General features: G+C 70.0%; 14 protein-coding genes. 10 read left to right on the top strand and 4 right to left on the bottom strand.

Going from position 1 to position 16,892, the window contains the following annotated elements; all coding sequences use genetic code 11:
- Window positions 1-120: 120 nt before the first annotated feature.
- The 5 genes from PLE19_10755 to PLE19_10735 all read left to right on the top strand — a co-directional run bounded on the left by PLE19_10755 (window position 121) and on the right by PLE19_10735 (window position 4,955).
- Window positions 121-1,179 (top strand): type II secretion system protein, encoded by a 1,059-nt coding sequence (locus PLE19_10755; GenBank protein HPD15422.1) that lies wholly within the window; start codon window positions 121-123, stop codon window positions 1,177-1,179.
- A gap of 472 nt (window positions 1,180-1,651) precedes the next feature.
- Window positions 1,652-2,803, top strand: coding sequence for a uroporphyrinogen decarboxylase family protein (locus PLE19_10750; GenBank protein ID HPD15421.1), 1,152 nt, complete (start codon window positions 1,652-1,654; stop codon window positions 2,801-2,803).
- Window positions 2,804-3,164: 361 nt separating this feature from the next.
- A complete protein-coding gene (locus PLE19_10745; protein ID HPD15420.1) occupies window positions 3,165-3,506 on the top strand; it encodes a nucleotidyltransferase domain-containing protein in 342 nt (113 codons plus the stop codon).
- On the top strand, window positions 3,503-3,760 hold the full coding sequence (locus tag PLE19_10740) for a hypothetical protein (GenBank protein ID HPD15419.1): 258 nt from the start codon (window positions 3,503-3,505) through the stop codon (window positions 3,758-3,760). The genes PLE19_10745 and PLE19_10740 overlap by 4 nt, the downstream gene beginning before the upstream one ends.
- A 37-nt stretch (window positions 3,761-3,797) precedes the next feature.
- Entirely contained in the window at window positions 3,798-4,955 is a 1,158-nt protein-coding gene (locus PLE19_10735; protein ID HPD15418.1) for a hypothetical protein, read from the top strand.
- 105 nt (window positions 4,956-5,060) lie between these two features.
- Here PLE19_10735 and PLE19_10730 read toward each other — a convergent pair whose 3' ends face one another.
- The gene (locus PLE19_10730; protein ID HPD15417.1) at window positions 5,061-5,456 is read right to left on the bottom strand and encodes a DUF5615 family PIN-like protein; all 396 of its coding nucleotides are present in this window, start codon (window positions 5,454-5,456) and stop codon (window positions 5,061-5,063) included.
- Between the two features lie 10 nt (window positions 5,457-5,466).
- A complete protein-coding gene (locus tag PLE19_10725) occupies window positions 5,467-5,706 on the bottom strand; it encodes a DUF433 domain-containing protein (protein HPD15416.1) in 240 nt (79 codons plus the stop codon).
- 118 nt (window positions 5,707-5,824) lie between these two features.
- Here PLE19_10725 and PLE19_10720 point away from each other — a divergent pair, with 118 nt between their 5' ends.
- Complete coding sequence (locus PLE19_10720; protein ID HPD15415.1) at window positions 5,825-6,913, top strand: DUF2961 domain-containing protein; 1,089 nt, start codon at window positions 5,825-5,827, stop codon at window positions 6,911-6,913.
- Between the two features lie 151 nt (window positions 6,914-7,064).
- On the opposite strand, the gene PLE19_10715 is transcribed toward PLE19_10720, so the two are convergent.
- Window positions 7,065-9,428 carry a PKD domain-containing protein gene (locus PLE19_10715; GenBank protein HPD15414.1) on the bottom strand — a complete coding sequence of 788 codons (2,364 nt, stop codon included), beginning with the start codon at window positions 9,426-9,428 and terminating at the stop codon, window positions 7,065-7,067.
- Between the two features lie 269 nt (window positions 9,429-9,697).
- Between PLE19_10715 and PLE19_10710 the strand changes: the two genes are divergently transcribed.
- Window positions 9,698-10,264: a hypothetical protein gene (locus tag PLE19_10710; protein HPD15413.1), complete on the top strand. Its 567-nt coding sequence runs from the start codon at window positions 9,698-9,700 to the stop codon at window positions 10,262-10,264.
- Between the two features lie 113 nt (window positions 10,265-10,377).
- Here the strand turns inward: PLE19_10710 and PLE19_10705 are convergent, their stop codons facing one another.
- Window positions 10,378-11,265 carry a glycosyltransferase family 2 protein gene (locus PLE19_10705; GenBank protein HPD15412.1) on the bottom strand — a complete coding sequence of 296 codons (888 nt, stop codon included), beginning with the start codon at window positions 11,263-11,265 and terminating at the stop codon, window positions 10,378-10,380.
- A 204-nt stretch (window positions 11,266-11,469) separates the two neighbouring features.
- Between PLE19_10705 and purM the strand changes: the two genes are divergently transcribed.
- The 3 genes from purM to PLE19_10690 all read left to right on the top strand — a co-directional run bounded on the left by purM (window position 11,470) and on the right by PLE19_10690 (window position 16,574).
- Window positions 11,470-12,522, top strand: coding sequence for a phosphoribosylformylglycinamidine cyclo-ligase (gene purM, locus PLE19_10700; GenBank protein HPD15411.1), 1,053 nt, complete (start codon window positions 11,470-11,472; stop codon window positions 12,520-12,522).
- A gap of 103 nt (window positions 12,523-12,625) precedes the next feature.
- Window positions 12,626-14,413: a DNA mismatch repair endonuclease MutL gene (gene mutL / locus PLE19_10695; GenBank protein ID HPD15410.1), complete on the top strand. Its 1,788-nt coding sequence runs from the start codon at window positions 12,626-12,628 to the stop codon at window positions 14,411-14,413.
- A gap of 16 nt (window positions 14,414-14,429) precedes the next feature.
- A complete protein-coding gene (locus tag PLE19_10690; GenBank protein ID HPD15409.1) occupies window positions 14,430-16,574 on the top strand; it encodes a right-handed parallel beta-helix repeat-containing protein in 2,145 nt (714 codons plus the stop codon).
- Window positions 16,575-16,892 lie beyond the last annotated feature (318 nt).

Here is a 16,892-nt window from a genome sequence, read left to right as displayed (position 1 = left end):
CGACCCTGGCGGGGGTGCCTTCCGGGGCGGCCCTGCCCCGTACGGTGCAAGTGCGGGCGATCCTCAAATGCACGGGGCCGGCTTCCATTCCTCGGGCCTATCTCCTGAGCCGATAAGCAGTTGCAAAGCCCGTGGGGGCGATGGCATGGGAGTTGCTCCGGCGAGAACCATTGCAACGCCGGGCCGAAGCCGGCCAGCCGACACCTGGCGGCCTCAGCCAACCTTGTAAGAGCCGAAAGGAGGCGGGCCAAGAATGCAATCAACAGGAGAAACCGTCGAAGGGCCTTCACCCTCACCGAACTGCTGAGCACCTTCGTCATCGTGTCGGTGCTGCTGGCGATCGGCCTGTGCCTGGGCCGTGGGGCGCGTCACTCGGCACGCACCGTGGTGGCGCAGGGCAATCTGCGGCAGGTGGCGGTGGGCCTCGAGCTCTACTTCCGCAAGTTCTTCAACTATCCCGCCGAGAGCGATGACCTCGTCACCCCTCTCTCGCCCTTCGTGGGCGACCCGCGCGTGTTCCGCAACCCCCTGGATGACGAGCCCGTTCCAGGGCGTACCCTGAGCCTGCTGTATCACCAGCCCACCCCCGCCCAGATTGACAGCCCCCACTTCTACGTCACGGCCCTGCTCTCCACCGACCGCTCGACGGCCGTGATCCTCAAGACGGGCGGCATCGTCGAGAGGCACGACGGGCTGCACCTGCCGCCAGACGACCTGCGGCAGGCCGCCCTGACGCTGGACCTCCAGTGGGGGCGCTACCGCTCGCCCGGCGCCAGCCTCGCCGGCCCTGCCGGCCCCACCGGCCCTGACGAGCCCGAGGGCGAGCCGCTCAGCGGCGCCGTCAACCTCAACCCGAAGAATAACAACGACTTCGAGTTCGAGCTCCGGCGGCCCGACGGCTCGACGCTCACCCGCGACCACCTGCACGCCTCGGGCGGCTCGCTCGATTTCAGCGGCCCCGCCGCCTGGATCCGCTTCACCCCCAAGGGCAACGGCAACCAGAACAGCCTCACCCTGGACGGCAAGCCCTACGAGGTGAGCAACGCCAGGACCTACGTGATCACCGGCGGCGCCATCCAGACGCACGTCTACAACTCCTCCAAGAGCGGGGGAAAGGCGACGGGCAAGTGGTGGCTGGCCGTCAACGCCGCCCACGCCACGATCACCGCCAGCAAGTAACACGCCACGCCGCCCCGGAGCACACGAGTGCTCCGAGGCGTCGCCGCATGGGAACAGGACATGGCTCCTCAGCGTCCGGCAAGCGCGACCGACAGCGACGGCTGAAGCTCCTGAGCCAGCCAGTGTCCATATAACCATATACGCAGCAATATCTTACGTGCGCCAGACATTCCCGCTCCCATACTTGCTCATCGCGCAGAGGAGCATGTATGGCCGGAGCCGCGAGAATCGCCAATCCTCGCCCATCCACCCATACTTGCTCACCTCCCCCCACACGGGGTTGAGCAAGTATGGGAGCGGGGCAGCACCTCAGCCGAATGACGCGGCCAGCCCCACACCCGCATCGAACGGCGCGCCGAGTCGGGAGTGCGGCGCCCTTCGGCCCGCACCTGGACCGAGAAGGACGGCTTGATCCACCCGCCGCCCGCGCCTACAATCCTCCCCGCACGAGGGAATCAACGGAAAGGCCACCATGCCCCGTCGCCTGCGAATCGAGGACTACCCCTGGGACACGGTGGACGCGACCAAGGCGTTCATCCGCCAGCTCTTCGCTGGTCCGCCGCCCGGCCGTCCCGCGGCCATTCTCCACTGTTCCGACGGCTCTGCGCCGGAGCCGTCGCCCGAGGGCCTCACGGCCCTCCAGCAGCAAGTCTGGCACGCGACGCAGGCCATCCGGGCGCGACCCGTCGGCGGCGACGATTACGTACCCGCACTCGCCACCGGCGCCGGCACCTGTGCCCTGGCCACGGCCTTCGGCTGCCAGGAGATCGAGGCGTCCGGCGTCCGCTGGGTCAAGCCCGTCATCACCAGCCCCGACCAGATCGACTCCCTGCGGAAACCGAAGATGACCGCCGGCAGGCTGGGCGAGGTGCTGGAACAGACGCGGGCCTATGCGGACTGCGCCGACGAGCGGCTCGCCATCCAGATCATGGACTTTCAGAGTCCCTTCACCACCGTGGAGCAACTGGTCGGCGGCGAGGCATTCTTTCTCATGCCCCACGACCATCCCGCGCGGCTGCACGCCCTGATGGACCTCGTGACCGACTTCGCCATCGAGTTCTTCCGCGCCCAGATTGAGGCGGCCGGCCCGGCGTGCAGCCGCGGCTCGTGGCCGCCCATCTGGTTCCCCGCCGAGGCCGGCATCCAGATGTCCGACGACAACCTCGTCAACGTCTCGCCCGAGACCTATGAGGAGTTCGTCGTGCCCTACAACAACCGCATCGCGCGGGCCTTTGGCGGGCTGTTCCTCCACTCCTGCACCATCCGCGAGGCCCACCTGCCCGTGCTGAAGAAGCTCGAACGGCTCACCGGCCTCAACTGCGACATCTCGTCAAGTGTCCCCATCGCCACGCTGTCGCGCGAATTCGGCGACCGGGCCGTCATTGCGCCCCACGCCTACATCAACACCGGCGGGCGCTACCGCGGCTACCGTGAGTTCATGGAAGACATTCTTGCCCCCTGGCATCCGGGCCAGCGCCTCTTCATCTACCCCTGCACCGTCCTGTACCTGCCCGACGAGGCGCGCGAGATCGCCTTCGACGAGCCCGCGGCCCGCGCCGTCCTCGACCGCCTCCCCGCCTGGCGCCAGGCGCACGGCAGGGGCAGAAACGACGGCGACAGATAGCCTGTGCAAGCAGCTGACACGCCCCCAGTTCTGGTCTTCCGCTTGTCCTGAGCCCCAACGGGGCGAGATAGGATAGCCCAGGGCGGAGCGAAGCGGAGCCCTGGGAAATGCCGCCCCCACCCGGTAGCCCTGAAGGGGCGAGCTAGCAGGCCCTGCGGCGCCCTATGCCGCCCCTACAGGGCTAGGTCCTTTGCGACCCCAGACCCAGGGCTTCGCTTCGCTCCGCCCTGGGCTATCATATGACGCCCTTGCAGGGCTGCAACCCGTCGAGCGCTCAAACTAGTGTCAGTGCAGGCAGCCGTTGACACCTCATCGCCTGGCAGCCTATAATGGCCGCGGGGGCGCGGTGCGGAGACCAGCCATGCGGCAGGCCAATGCCAGGACGAGCGTGCCCCGGAGCGCCCGGTCCATGCTCCTCGCCTGCAAGCGCATCATTCAGGAGCATGTGCCCGACGCCACCGTTGTCCTCTTCGGCAGCCGCGCCCGCGGCGACGTTGCGCCCGACTCGGACTATGACCTTCTAGTGGTCACCCCCGCGCCACTGACCTCTGCCGAAGAGGACCGGATCAGCGACGCTGTGTACGATCTGCAGCTTGAGCGGGGCGTTGTCATCTCCCTCATCTTCTTCGCCCGCGACTACTGGGACCGCCATCCTCTCATGCCCCTCCACCAGGAGATTGACCAAGAGGGGATCGTGCTGTGAAGGCGATCGATCTTCCCCAGTTTCAAGGAGGCCTGGATGAGGTCCTCAACCTGGCCGCCGAAGAGAACGTGGTTCTGACCACCAGCGACGGCAGGCAATTCGTCGTCGCCGAGGTGGACGACTTCGAGGAAGAGGTCCGCCTCGTCCGCGAAAAGCGCGAACTCATGGGATTCCTCCGCCAGCGCTCCGCCCCAGGCAAGACCTACACCCTGGGTGAGGTCCGAGGGGAACTCGTCCTCACCTGCCCCGGCTAAGCGGCGGCTTCACGGCGCCTGCATAGGAGCGCGACTAATGGATGGCGGAACGTTGCTTGGTCACTTGGTTGGGAGCTTCGCGGCGCATCCAGAGAACGTCGCCACGCAGTCGCTGGCCTTTATTCTCCAGAAGTCTGCGACTGCCCGCCGAGCGTTGGAGCGGCTCCTGCAAGGGTGTTGTCCAGGCCTGCCCGACGAAGTGAGGTACCGCTCACAGGCCTGGGGAGAGGACCAAACAGTCCCGGATTTGGTGGGCTTCGATGACGCAGGAGAGGAGCGCGTCTTCATTGAGGCCAAGTTCTGGGCGGGCCTGACGGAAAAGCAGCCGGTGGTCTACATCAAGCGGCTGACGGCAGGCAAGCCCGGACTTCTCCTTTTCGTGGCTCCGGAACGCAGGCAGCCAACGCTCTGGCCGGAACTCATCAGACGCTGCGCAGCAGCACAACTGGTCCTCACGGAGAGCGCCGCGCCACTTGGTGTCACCGCGGCCCGGGTGTCCAACGGCACCGTGCTGGCGCTTGTGAGCTGGCGGGCGCTCCTGGCGCGCGTCAATGATGACCTCGTGAGCGCCAATGAAGGCGACGCCGCGGCCGATGTCAGGCAGCTTCACGGCCTGTGCGAACGCATGGACACCGACGCCTTCCTGCCTCTGCGCTCCGAGGATCTCTCACCCGGGATCCCCCGCCTGGTTATACAGCTCACCCAACTCGTCTTCGATGCTTCACGCCGAGCAATTGAGGAGGGGTTTGCCGACGCCAAGCGTCTGAAGGCGTCAAGCGTGTTCGGCGAGTGTTACGTTGCCTACCTCAGATTCGGCGATGTCGGCGTGAGTCTGAGGCTGGACTTCAGCATGTGGGCATCGCAGGAAGAGAGCCCGCTGTGGCTGGGCATACATGGCACGGAATGGCGACCCGAAACACTGCATGGCATCCGAGCGAAGCTCGCCGACCTCGAGGGGTCTGGAGCCATTCGCATCCTCACACGTGAGCCGGGCGGCGAGCTCTTGTGTGTCCCACTGACGGTCCCACTGGGCATTGAGAAGGAGCAGGCCATCCAGGCCATCGTTGCCCAGATGCGGCCCATCGCTGAACGGGTTAGGCAATCGGGTCCGACGACCCAAGTTGCCGAAGGGGGCCCGCCTGCGGACGTCGAACCCACTGAAGAGCGCGGGGCGCCCGAGCGCCCCGAAGAGTAGCACTGCAAGGAGAGGGCATGAGCGACTTCAACGGCTTGGGAATGGGGCTGGGGAATCTCGCGCGGGTGTCGAGGGCGAAGACGCGCTCGATCAGCGCGGATGGCTTCAGGGGATACGCCGCCTTGGCGATGCCCTGCTGAATCCCCGACCACGCATGGGGCGGATGCGCACCTTTCCCTCCGTGGCGACGGTGAAGGAATCGCTGAGGCGGTTGGCCCAACGTTCGAGCACGGATGCAACCACCCGCACTCGGTTCTCGGCGCTCTCGTCGCGCAGGCGGAGCAGGATCACGCCACGGTGAGGCCTCCCGCTGCGAAACACCAGTTCCCCGAAATCCTTGTCGTTCGTCACGACGATCCGCTTCTCTGCCGCAGCCAGCTTCAGTATGTCCGGGTCATCCGCCTGAGGCAGGGACTCAACGATGTTGAGGACGTCGTGCCCGAGGCCGCGGAGGAACTCAGCCACGGCCGTGCCGGTGGACTCATCCACGACGAAATCCATGAGCGGGAGCCTAAGCGGGCGTCAGGGCGAAGACATCCTCGTCGGCGAGGACCTCGGCGGCATAGGCGAGGGCAGCCCGGATGTCCTCCGGCTCGAGGCGTGGATACTCCCGCAGAATCTCGTCCTCCGGTATGCCCTGTCCCAGCATGCGGACGATGAGTTCCACGGGAATCCGCGTGCCCCGGATCACGGGCTTGCCCACCATGACACGCGGGTTCAGGCTGATACGCTCCAGCACCTTGTCATCCATCGGCTGCGCTCCGCTGCCCACGGTGTTGCACTTCCCTCAATCCCATGTATAATCCCTCTGCGTGTGATTGTCAAGCATGCGGCGTTGCCTCAGTGCGCGGGCGCGGAAAGGGTTGACAATGAGCGGGTTCAACGGTCTGGGCATGGGGCTGGGGAATCTGTCGCGGGTGTCGCGGGCGAAGACGCGCTCGATCTGCGCGGAGAACTTCACGGGCGAAAAGGGCAAGGCCGGCATGGCGACCGAAGGCACAGGCGCCCGCTGCGCCCGCGACCTCGGCCAGGGCTGGAAGGTCTCCCCCAGCGTCCGCATCAAGGCGGGCGAGACGTTCACGCTCGCGCATATCAAAGGCTCAGGGGCGATTCAGCACATCTGGATCACGGGCGACCTGTCGCTCAAGGGCGCCCAGGCACGCTTCTACATCCTGCGCTTCTACTGGGACGGGCAGGAGCAGCCGTCGGTCGAGTGCCCTGCCGCCGATTTCTTCGCCTCGCCCTGGGGGCAATACGCGCAGATCAACTCGCTGCCCGTGGCCGTGAACCCCAACCGCGCCTACAACTGCTACTGGGAGATGCCCTTCCGCAAGGAATGCCGCATCACGCTGGAGAACCGCCACAACGACGACATCACGTGCTACTACCAGATTGACTACACGTTGACGGAGGTGCCCGACGACGCGGCCTACTTCCACGCCCAGTTCCGCCGCAGCAACCCGCTGCCCTACAAGGAGGTCCACACGATCCTCGACGGCGTGCGCGGCACGGGGCACTACGTCGGCACCGCCCTCGCCTGGGGCGTCAACAACTCGGGCTGGTGGGGCGAGGGGGAGATCAAGTTCTATCTCGACGGCGACGGCGAGTTCCCCACCATCTGCGGCACGGGCACCGAGGATTACTTCGGCGGGTGCTACAACTGGGACGTGGCCGGCCAGTACACGCCCTACTCCACGCCGTTCCTCGGGATGCAGGTGTTCCGCCCCGACGGCACGTATCGCTCGCAGATGCGCTTCTCGATGTACCGCTGGCACGTGATGGACCCGATACGCTTCGAGCGCGATCTGCGGGTGACGATTCAGGCCCTGGGCTGGCGCGACGGCGGCCGCTACCTGCCGCTCCAGGACGACATTGCGTCGGTGGCCTTCTGGTATCAGACGCTGCCCACCGCGCCATTCCCGAAGCTGCCGGACAGGGATTACCTCGAGATCATCTGAGCGCACAGCAGCAGCCCGCGCGAGGCGCGGTGCCAGGCATCTGCTCTCTGCTCCTCATGGTCCCGGCCTTCGCGCCGGGTCAGATCGCCTCGAGTGCCGAGCCGGTCGCCCCCGACGGCTTGCCCTCGGGCCGGGTGTGGGGCTGCGCCGGCTACTTGGTGATCGAAGCGCTCGTCTCCCCGTTCGCCGCCGGGTCGTAGACGCAGCCGCCGTGGGTGACGCCGGTGACCGTGAAGGTGGCGGTGCCGGAGCTCTTGGTCTTGCGCGAGAGGAACACGGCGTGGCCCGCGGCGTCGGTGGCGGCCGTGGCCGAGCCGGTGACGATGCCGCTCCACTGCCCTGCCACCGTGGCGCCCGCCACGGGCGCGCCCGCGCCGGTCACGATGCTGACCGTGGCCTCGATGGCCGTGCCCCCCGGCTGCGCGACCAGCCGCAGCGCGATGCTCTTCACGCAGATGAACTCGGCCGTGCTGTCGGAGACGACGATCACGACCTGGGCCGTGCCCGCGGCGCCCTGGTTGTCGGTGACGGTGAGCGTGGCCGTGTAGGTGCCGGGCGACCAGTAGACGTGCTGCACGGCGGCCCCGCTGCCCGTCGTGCCGTCGCCAAAGTTCCACTGGTACGACGCGATCTGCCCGTCGGGGTCCGACGACCCTGCGCCGCTGAAGTCCACGGTCAGCGGCGCCTGGCCGGCGGTCGGGGTGGCCGCGGCCACGGCCTTCGGCGGCTGGTTGACCGCGCTGCCCGTCGAGATCGAATCGGTCGTCTCCAGATTCAAGCTCGGGTCGTACGTGTAGCCCGAGGCCGAAACGCCCGTGACGGTGATCGTGAACGTGAGAGGGCTGCCCTTGACCTTGGGCGACTCGAGCGTCACCGTGCCGTCGGCTCCCGTGACGCCGGCGGCGGTGCCCGCCTTGGGGCTGCTCCACGAGCCGCTCACGGTGGCGCCGGGCACGGGCGCGCCCGCGATGTCCATGATGCTCACCGTGGCCAGGGCGAGGGTGCCGGCCGGCACGCTGCGAAGGGCCATGTCGATGCTCTTCACGAACACGACCCGCGACGGGTCGGGGTCTACGGTGATCTGGACGCTGTCGGTGTCGGTGGCCCCCTGGTTGTCGGTGACGGTGAGGGTGGCCGTGTAGGTGCCGGGCGCGGTGTAGGTGTGCGCGGGGGTGGCGCCGGCGGCCGAGGCGCCGTCGCCGAAGGCCCACTGGTACGACGCGATGGCGCCGTCGGCGTCGGTCGAGCTCGAGCCGTCGAAGGTCACCGCCAGCGGAGCCACGCCGCTCGTGGGACTGGCGGCGGCCACGGCGAGGGGCGGGCTGTTGGGCCGCGCGTTGGCCATCCTGGCGACGGCGGCCGCGGCGTCAATGCGCCCGTGGCCGAACACGTTGTCCTCGCCCGCGGCCCCGAGGTCCTTGCAGGTGGTGAAGAGGACGTTCTCGACCTCGGCCGGGGTGGCAGACGGGTTGATCGAGTAGAGGAGCGCGCCCAGCCCGGCCGCGATGGGCGACGAGAAGGACGTGCCGCTCATCGAGCCGTAGCTGCTGGCGCCCGTGGTGGAGTAGACGCCGACGCCGGGGGCCACGATGTCTATGTAGGCGCCGTAGTTGGACCAGCTCGCCTTGTTGTCGGCGCTGTCGGTGGCGCCCACGGCCACGAACGACGCGAAGTCGGGCCAGCCCGGGTCCTGGCCGTTGTTGCCGGCGGCCACGAAGAGCAGGCCGCCCTTGCCGCGGAGGTACTGCGCGGCAGCGTCAATCGTGGAGTAGCCGGCCATCAGGTAGCTCAGGTTGACCACCTTGGCCCCGCGGTCGGCAGCGTAGCGGATGCCATTGGCCGCGTCGGACACGTAGGCCAGGCCGTCCGACGTGTTGGTGATGCGGATGGGCAGGATCTTCACGGTCCAGGCCACGCCGGCCACGCCGGCCCCGTTGTTGCCCACGGCGCCGATGCAGCCGGCCACGCCGGTGCCGTGGTTGTAGACGGGCTCGGTGTTCGTCGAGCCGTCCACGGCGTTATAGCCCGGGAGCTGGAGGTTGGCCGCGAGGTCGGGGTGGGTCGAGCTCACGCCCGTGTCGCACACGGCGGCGAGCACCGAGGGGCTGCCGGTCGTGCGGTCCCAGGCCCCGGGGGAATTGATGCAGGCGTGCTGCCACTGGCTGCCGTAGTAGGTGTCGTTGGGCAGGGCGACGGGGGGCACCAGGGCGTCGGGCTCGGCGAACGCCACGGCGCCCGTGGCCAGCAGGTCGGCGCACACCTCGCGCTCGGCGCTCTGGCCGCGGGCGATCTGCGCCACCTGCACACCCAGCCCCTGGAGCGTGCGAAGCGTGGCCAGGCCGTGGGCCTTGCCGCGCGCGTCCAGGGCCTGCAACTGCGCCGCGCTGGCGCCGCGCTTGAGCTGGTACAACACGCGTCCCGGCCGCCCTCCCTCGCCGCCGGGCGCTCCCGCCCACACCGCCGCCGCTGCCATCACCAGGGCCGCACCAACACCCGAGAGCCGGACTCTCACCATGGACAAGGCCTCCGCGGTCGTTGTCCCTGCATACGGCGTGGGGGTGTGCCGGGCAGGTTTCCTGGCACACGACAAGGGGGGATTCACTTCCTCGGCGCTCGGAACTCGTGGATAGCTTACACCAACTCGCGCCGCCTGTCAAATCCCTCGTCCACCGCCTGCCCTGCGGTTTGACATTGCATGGCGCCAGACATACAATGGGAGCGGCTGTCCGCCGCGCACCCCTCTGGTCAGGTGGGCCGTACACCCTGTCGCCAGGGAGCCTGTGAATGCCCAAGGCCAAGGAAGATATTGACTGGTACGTGGATATGAGCGAGCGGCTCGAGCGCCGCGAAGAGAACAGGAGATACGTGATCCTGGCGATCTGCGTGGCCGTGCCGCTCGTGCTGATGGGCGCGTTCGTGCTCTACGCGGTGCTGATGCGGTCGGGCAAGCTGCGCCAGTGGCTGGGCGACCTCACAAGCCCCCGGGCCGAAACGCCGGCCGCCGCCAAGGAACTGCCCCTGGGCCCCGTGTCGGTGAAGTCGTTGCAGAAGACCGACATCCGGTTCCAGCAACTGGACACGAACGGCATCCCGACGAGCATCACGTTCTTCTTCCGGGAGCTGAAGCCCGAGCAGGCCGATGTGTTCACCGTGAACCGCGAGACGGATGTCACGGGGACCATCCTCAGCTACCGGCTGCTCAACATCGGCACGGCGGACGTCTACGAGTTCGCCAACGTGCAGGTCAGGCTGATTGGCGCGGAGTGGACGATCACCGAAGAGGGCTGGAAGACGATTCGCGACGCGCTGCAAGCGAAGATGAACGTGCCCCTCGGCCTCCCGGGGCTCTAGGGTCTGTGCGGAAGTCCACGCGGGACTGCGACGCCGCGAATTCTGGCCGCGAGCGACACAGCTCGAGGCCATGAGCCGCGGCGGCCCTCGTCCCGGAACGGGACGCCTCCCTCTCACCGCCGCTTGGCCACCAGATCGGCCAGCATCGCCAGCGCGAAGAGCTGCACCCCGGCCACCAGGAGCAGGAGGTCGGAGGTCTTGAGGTTCGGCCCGATCGCGGGGTCGCTCGGCCAGAGAAGGTCCCAGGCGCCCTTGACGGCGCCGGCCAGAAAGGTGACGGCGGCGAGCGGCCCGAGGACCTTGAGCGGGCGGAAGTGGGTGATGGTGCGGGTGATGAGGAGGAGGAAGTTGAGCGAGTCGCGCAGCGGGCGGATCTTGGAGCGGCCCACGCGCGGCCGGTACTCGATCGGCACGAAGACCACGGGCAGGTCGTCGCACAGCACGGCCAGCGTGAGCGTGGTGGTGAACGAGAACCGGCGGGGCAGCAGGTTCTCGTGGCGGCGGTAGACGTCGCGGCGGAAGACGCGCAGGCCCGAATTGAGGTCGGGGATCCTCTCGTCGGCCAGATAGCTGGCGAGCCGGGTGAGGAGCCACTTGGCGGGGCGGCGCAGCAGGGGCACGGCGCCGGCGCGCGTGCGCGCGCCCACCACCATGGCCGCATCGCCCATCGCCCGAAGCAGCTCGGGCAACTGCTCGGCGGGATACGACCCGTCGCCGTCCACGATGGCGATCAGGTCGTGGGCCGCGTGCCGGATGCCGTGCTTGAGGGCCGAGCCGTAGCCGCGGTTGCGGTCGCGCGCGAGCAGGCGGACGGCGGGGCGGCCCTCGGCGGCCGCCTGCACGGCGCGGGCCGTACCGTCGGTCGAGCCGTCGTCCACCACCAGAATCTCGAAGGCCGCGATCTCCGGGGCGCGACGCAGCGCCGCGTCGAGATCGGCGAGGACCGCCGCGACGGCCCGCTCCTCGTTGTAGACGGGCACGACGACGCTGAGCTTGGCCATGCCCCTGCCGCCTCCGGATGCCGGGAAGGCGAAACGCCGCCGGGATTCTAGCAGCCGCGCGCGCCAAAGTCAACCTGGCGGCCTGCCCCCGCCCGCCCTGGAGCCGTGGTTGACAAGGGGGCGCGGTTGCGTTACACTCGGGCCGGACGGCGGACGCGCGCGGGCAGCGCCCCGGGCAGCGGCGGCCTGGCGGGAGACTCGGCGATGGGTTCAGGGCAGGGCGGTGGCGCCGGCGCAGAGCAGTTCCAGGCGGAGGTGCTGCGGCAGTTCCGCTCGACCTACGGGCCGGCGGTGCTCGAGGGCGAGGAGGGCGCGGCGGCCCTCTACTCGATGCCGGGCCAGGTGGGGCTCTTCGCCCGGCGTTGCCGCAATCCGGTGCTCGCGGCCGGCATCGGCGGCGTGGGCCCGAAGCCGCAACTCGCGCGGGACCCGGCCGAACACGAGTCCGTGGGGCTGAGCCTCGCGGCGGCCTGCGTGAACGAAGTGCTCGCGCGGGGCGCTCTGCCGCTGTTCCTCGTCCACCGGCTGGCGACGGGGGAGCCCGATCCCGCGGTCGCGCTCCAGGTCCTTCGCGGCATCGCCGCGGGTTGCCGGCAGGCCGATTGCGCGCTGCTGGGCGGCATGACTGACGTGCGCCCCGGCGCCTGCGCGCCCGGCCCCTACGATCTGACCGGCTTCGTGGTGGGCATGGTGGAACGCGAGCGCCTCCTCCACGGGCCGCAGAAGGTGCGGCCCGGCGATGTGTTGGTGGGCATCGAGTCGGCGGGGCTCCACGGGAGCGGCGACGCGTGGGTGCGCCAGACGCTCCTGGGGGCGCGGCCGGCGCAGCTCGACGAGGTGCTGCTCGAGCTGCGGCGCCCCCTGCGCGAGGAGCTGCTGCGCCCCGCGCGGGTCTACGCGAAAGCCGTCCGCGCCGTGCTCGAACGCTACCGCGTGAAGGGGGTCGTGCACGGTCTGGCCCACGTCGGCAACGGCGGCCTGCTGCCCGGGCTCCAGCGCGCGATGGGGCGGCGTTGCGTGGCGCGCCTCGACCGGGCCGCCCTGCCCAGCCAGCCCGTCTTCGCCGTGGTGCAGCGGCTCGGGGGCCTGGGCGACGACGAGATGCGGCGCACGTTCAACCTGGGCGTGGGCATGGTGGCGATCGTCGCGCCGTTCTACGCCGACGCCGCGGTCCGGCGCATTCGCCGCGCGGGGGAACGCGCCGCGGTCATCGGCCAGGTAGTGCAGGGGGACGGGCCCGCGGCCGAGCTGGGCTGAGGCGGCCGGCCCGACACCCTGCGCCGCACGTTCAGCTCCTCGAAAGAGTCACGCCGCGGCCGCCCGCGGCGAATCCCTTCCAGGAGGAGATTGCCGCGTGGGCATGATCCGGGAACTGCCCGATCTCGTGGCCAACAAGATCGCCGCCGGCGAGGTGATCGAGCGTCCGGCCTCCGTGGTCAAGGAACTGGTCGAGAACGCCATTGACGCGGGCGCCACCCGCATCGAGGTTCAGCTCGAGGACGGCGGCCGCAAGCTGGTGCGGGTGACCGACGATGGCAGCGGGATGGACGCCGAGGACGTGGTGAAGTGCTTCGGGCGGCACGCCACGAGCAAGCTGCGGACGTCGGACGACCTGTTCTTCATCACGACCTTGGGCTTCCGCGGCGAGGCGCTGCCGAGCATCGGCTCGGTGGCCCAGGTGCGCCTGGTGTCGCGCCCGCGCGACGCCGCGGCGGGCACCGAGATCGAGGTGGCCGGCGGCCAGCGCACCGAGCCGAAGGCGGCCGGGGCGCCCCAGGGCACCACGGTGGAGGTGCGCAACCTCTTCTACAACACGCCCGCGCGGCAGAAGTTCCTGCGCTCGGCCCGCACCGAGCTCGGGCACGTGATGGACATGGTGACCCGCATCGCCCTGCCCCACGAGCAGATCCACTTCCGCGTGTCGAACGACGGCAAGACGCTGCTCAACGCCCCGCCCACGAACAGCCGCCGCGAGCGGATCGCCGCGTTCGTGGGGGCCGACCTGGCAGGGGCGCTGCTGCCCGTGTCGGGCGGCGACGGGCCGCTCGCCATCGAGGGCCTCGCGGCTCCGCCCGACCACGCCCGGGCGTCCACCGGCATGCAGTTCCTCTTCCTCAACCGCCGCTACGTGCGCGACAAGGCCCTCGCCAGCGCCATACGCCAGGCCTACGAGGGGCTGCTGCCGCGCGGGCGCTACCCCGCCCTCTTCCTGTTCCTTCAGATTGACCCGCGCGAGGCCGACTTCAACGTGCACCCGACGAAGATCGAGGTGCGCTTCCGCCAGGGCCGGCGAGTGTTCGCGAGCGTGCTGGGCGCCCTGCGGGCCGCGCTGGCCGCGGCCGACCTGGCCCCGCCGCTGCGCCCGAGCGCGCCGGTGCCGCCATCCTGGGACCACGTGCGCCGGTCGGCGCCCGCGCGTGCCGCGGAGGAATTCGCCCTGCGCTCGCCGCCGGTGACGCCGCGGCTGCCCTTTGCCGCGGCCCCCGAGCACCTCGACGACGCGCGCACCCGGCCCCGCACCGTGCCGGCGCCGGCCGATCCCTTCGCCGCGCCCGACGCGCCGCCCGCCTTCCTCCAGCTCCACGGCACGTACCTGGTCGAGGAAACGCCCGAGGGCTTCCGCGTGACCGACCAGCACGCGCTCCACGAGCGCGTGCTGTACGAGGAGCTGTTGCAGCGGAGCGCCGAGGCGAAGGTCGAGGCCCAGCGCCTCCTGATGCCCGAGGTGGTGCCGCTGAGCGCCGCCGAGGCGGCCCTCGCCGCCGGAGCGCTCGAGCCGCTGCGCGCCCTGGGGCTGGAGGCCGAGCTGTTCGGCGGCGACGCGTTGACCGTGCGCGCCGTGCCGCGGCTGACGCGCGACCTCGACGTGGGCACCCTCGTCCACGACCTGCTCGCCGAGATGGCCGAGGACGAAGGGGAGGGCGGCCCCGGCGTCTCGGCGGTCGAGCGCCACCGGCGACGCCTCGCCTGCGCGCTCGCCTGCAAGGCCGCGGTGAAAGCGGGCGACCCGCTCCGCGCGAGCGAGGCGGCCGCTCTGCTGGCCCGCCGGGCCGCGCTGGGGCCCCGGGCCGACACCTGCCCCCACGGGCGCCCGACCGCGCTGGTCTTCTCTCTGGGGGAGTTGGAGCGTCAGTTCCATCGCAAGTGAACACAAGGAGCATCTCGTGGGCAAGCGCGTGAGGTCCATCCTGTCCCTGCTCGTCCTGGCCGTCCTGGCCGTCGCGGCCGGCGTCTACATCCGATTCTATCTCCAGGACGCCGGACGGATGCCGATGCCGCCGGAGTTCGAGGACAGGCTGCGGCAGGGCAACGGGGCGGTGGAGGGCCTGCGCACGCTGGCCGAGGCGCGCGCGATGCTCAAGGACGCGCCCGACGAGGCGGCGCAGCGCCTGCGGGCGCTGATCGCCGCCGCCCCCAGCAGCCCCGAGGCCTTCGAGGCCCGCCTCATCCTCGCCGAGCTCCTCGCCAAGGGCGGCGACGCGCCCGGCGCCATCCGGCTTCTCGACGACGTCATCGCCGGGCAGGCCGGGCCGCGCCGCACCCGCGCTCACATCGAGCGCGCCAAGATCCTCGGCAAGACCGACCCCGCCGCTGCGCGCCGCGACCTTCAGGAGGTCCTCGGCAACGACGAGCACCTGCCCGCGCTCCAGCTCAAGGCGCGCCTCGAGCTGGGCCTGCTCGACCTCGAGGCCGGCGACTACCTGCGCGCCATCGCCACCCTCAGCCCCCTGACCGCGCGCGACTACCCCGAGAAGCCCGCCGCGCTCGAGGGCGTGCGCAAGGCCGTCGAGGGGCACGCCCAGAAGCTCGCCGCCGGCAACGACCCCGCCGCCCTCCTGGCCTGGGGCGAGGAGATGGTCAAGCGGTTCCCCGAGCTCGACGCCATGCGGAGCACCATCCGCTACCATCAGGCGGCCGCGCTCCGCCAGGCCGGGCGCCTCACCGACGCGCGCCGCCTGGCCGAGCGCCTCCGGCGCGACGCGCCCGAGCTCCAGAAGGCCTGCACCGACGAGCTGGCGCGCCTCACCGAGGCCGAGGCGGCCAAGGGCATCGCCCGAGGGGCCGCCGCGTTTCTCAAGGCCGCGGCCGACGGCAAAGAGAACCGCGCCCACCTCGAGGGCGACCTCGCCGCCGACACCGCCTGGACCAAGGCCCGGAGCCCCCTCGTGCTCACGGGCACCACCACCGTGAAGCGCGGCGCCACGCTCACCATCGAGGCCGGCTGCACCGTGCAGTTCCTGCTCGGCGCGCGGCTCGTGGTGGAAGGCGCCCTCCTCGCGGCCGGCACGCCCGAGGCCCCCATCCGCTTCACGAGCGCCGTCGCCAACGACCCCACCCCCTTCGATGGCGAAGGCATCCTCTTCGCCGACTCGAGCGACGACGAGCGCTGCCGCCTCGAACACTGCATCGTCGAGTACCAGCGCGTGGGCGTGGCCTGCGCCGCCGCGTCGCCCGTCCTGCGCCGATGCGTGCTCGCACGCAACGGCACCGCCGGGCTCCACGCCACCGACGGCGCCGCGCCCCGCCTCGAAGACCTCTGCCGCATCGAGAACAACGACGCCGCCGGCCTCCGGGCCGAGGGGGCCAACGTGGCCGTCCGCGGCTGCCTCGTCCTCAAGAACGGCGCCGACGGGCTCCGCCTGACCGACAAGAGCCAGGGCACGATCGAAGGCAACCGCATCCGCGACAACGCCGGCCACGGCATCGCCTGCGACAGCTTCTCGTCCCCCGCCATCCGCGGCAACGAGATCGCCGGCAACCACGGCTGCGGCATCCGCTGCAACCGCTTCTCCCAGCCCGCCATCCAGGGCAACCTCATCCGCGACAACCGCGGCCCCGGCATCCGCTGCTCGCTCGACTCCGCCTCGACCATCGCCGCCAACCTCATCGAGGGCAACGGCGACCACCCGATCATCCTCGAAAAGAGCGACGGCGTGATCCAGGGCAACCTCATCCTCCGCAACCGCCCGTACGGCGTGGACTGCCGCCAGAGCGCCTCGCCGCGGATCGAGGGCAACTGGATCGAAGGCAACGGCGGCGTCGCCATCCTCTGCGGCGAGGGCAGCGCGCCCACGATCACCGGCAACGCCATCCTGGGCCATAAGCTGGCCATCAACATCGCCACCACCCTCACCGTGCAGGCGGCAGGAAACTACTTCGGCGACGTGGACGACGCGCATCTGGCGGAGCAGATCATAGACAAGGCGGATGTCACGGGCCTGGGCGAGGTCGTCTGGAAGCCTCGGCTCACCGCGCCGCCCACCCGCCCGGCCACGCCAACGCCGGACCTGCCGCCCCTGCCCCAGTGACCTCTGCAAAAGCAACGACGCCGTGTGCAGGGCCGCGGGGGATTGTGGGCGAGGCGTCTCAGCCCCGCGAGGAATGGGGACGCGGGGCAGGGACGTCCCGCCCATGGGCAATGGATCGAGCGGACCGTGTTGCCGGCGCCAGCGAGAGCTGCCCCCTAACCATCTATGCAGCAATACCTTACGTTCTCCAGCCACTCCCCGTCACATGCTTGTTCATCCCGCAGGTGAGCGAGCATGGCCGGAGCCGCGAGAATCGCCAATCCTCGCCCTTCTGCCCATGCTGTATCACTTCCCTCCTCACAGGGTTGATACAGCATG

This window comes from Planctomycetota bacterium (genome assembly GCA_035384565.1).
Lineage (GTDB): Bacteria > Planctomycetota > PUPC01 > DSUN01 > DSUN01 > DAOOIT01.
Note: the sequence above shows the minus strand (reverse complement) of the source record. Positions and strands in the feature narration are given on the sequence as shown.

Excerpts from the sequence above, each read along its gene's own strand:
- PLE19_10710 (HPD15413.1), top strand. The coding sequence starts at position 9,698 with ATGCCCAAGGCCAAGGAAGATATTGACTGGTACGTGGATATGAGCGAG.
- PLE19_10715 (HPD15414.1), bottom strand. The coding sequence starts at position 9,428 with ATGGTGAGAGTCCGGCTCTCGGGTGTTGGTGCGGCCCTGGTGATGGCA.
- PLE19_10720 (HPD15415.1), top strand. The coding sequence starts at position 5,825 with ATGAGCGGGTTCAACGGTCTGGGCATGGGGCTGGGGAATCTGTCGCGG.
- purM (HPD15411.1), top strand. The coding sequence starts at position 11,470 with ATGGGTTCAGGGCAGGGCGGTGGCGCCGGCGCAGAGCAGTTCCAGGCG.
- PLE19_10725 (HPD15416.1), bottom strand. The coding sequence starts at position 5,706 with ATGGATGACAAGGTGCTGGAGCGTATCAGCCTGAACCCGCGTGTCATG.
- PLE19_10730 (HPD15417.1), bottom strand. The coding sequence starts at position 5,456 with ATGGATTTCGTCGTGGATGAGTCCACCGGCACGGCCGTGGCTGAGTTC.
- PLE19_10705 (HPD15412.1), bottom strand. The coding sequence starts at position 11,265 with ATGGCCAAGCTCAGCGTCGTCGTGCCCGTCTACAACGAGGAGCGGGCC.
- mutL (HPD15410.1), top strand. The coding sequence starts at position 12,626 with ATGATCCGGGAACTGCCCGATCTCGTGGCCAACAAGATCGCCGCCGGC.
- PLE19_10735 (HPD15418.1), top strand. The coding sequence starts at position 3,798 with ATGGATGGCGGAACGTTGCTTGGTCACTTGGTTGGGAGCTTCGCGGCG.
- PLE19_10750 (HPD15421.1), top strand. The coding sequence starts at position 1,652 with ATGCCCCGTCGCCTGCGAATCGAGGACTACCCCTGGGACACGGTGGAC.
- PLE19_10745 (HPD15420.1), top strand. The coding sequence starts at position 3,165 with ATGCGGCAGGCCAATGCCAGGACGAGCGTGCCCCGGAGCGCCCGGTCC.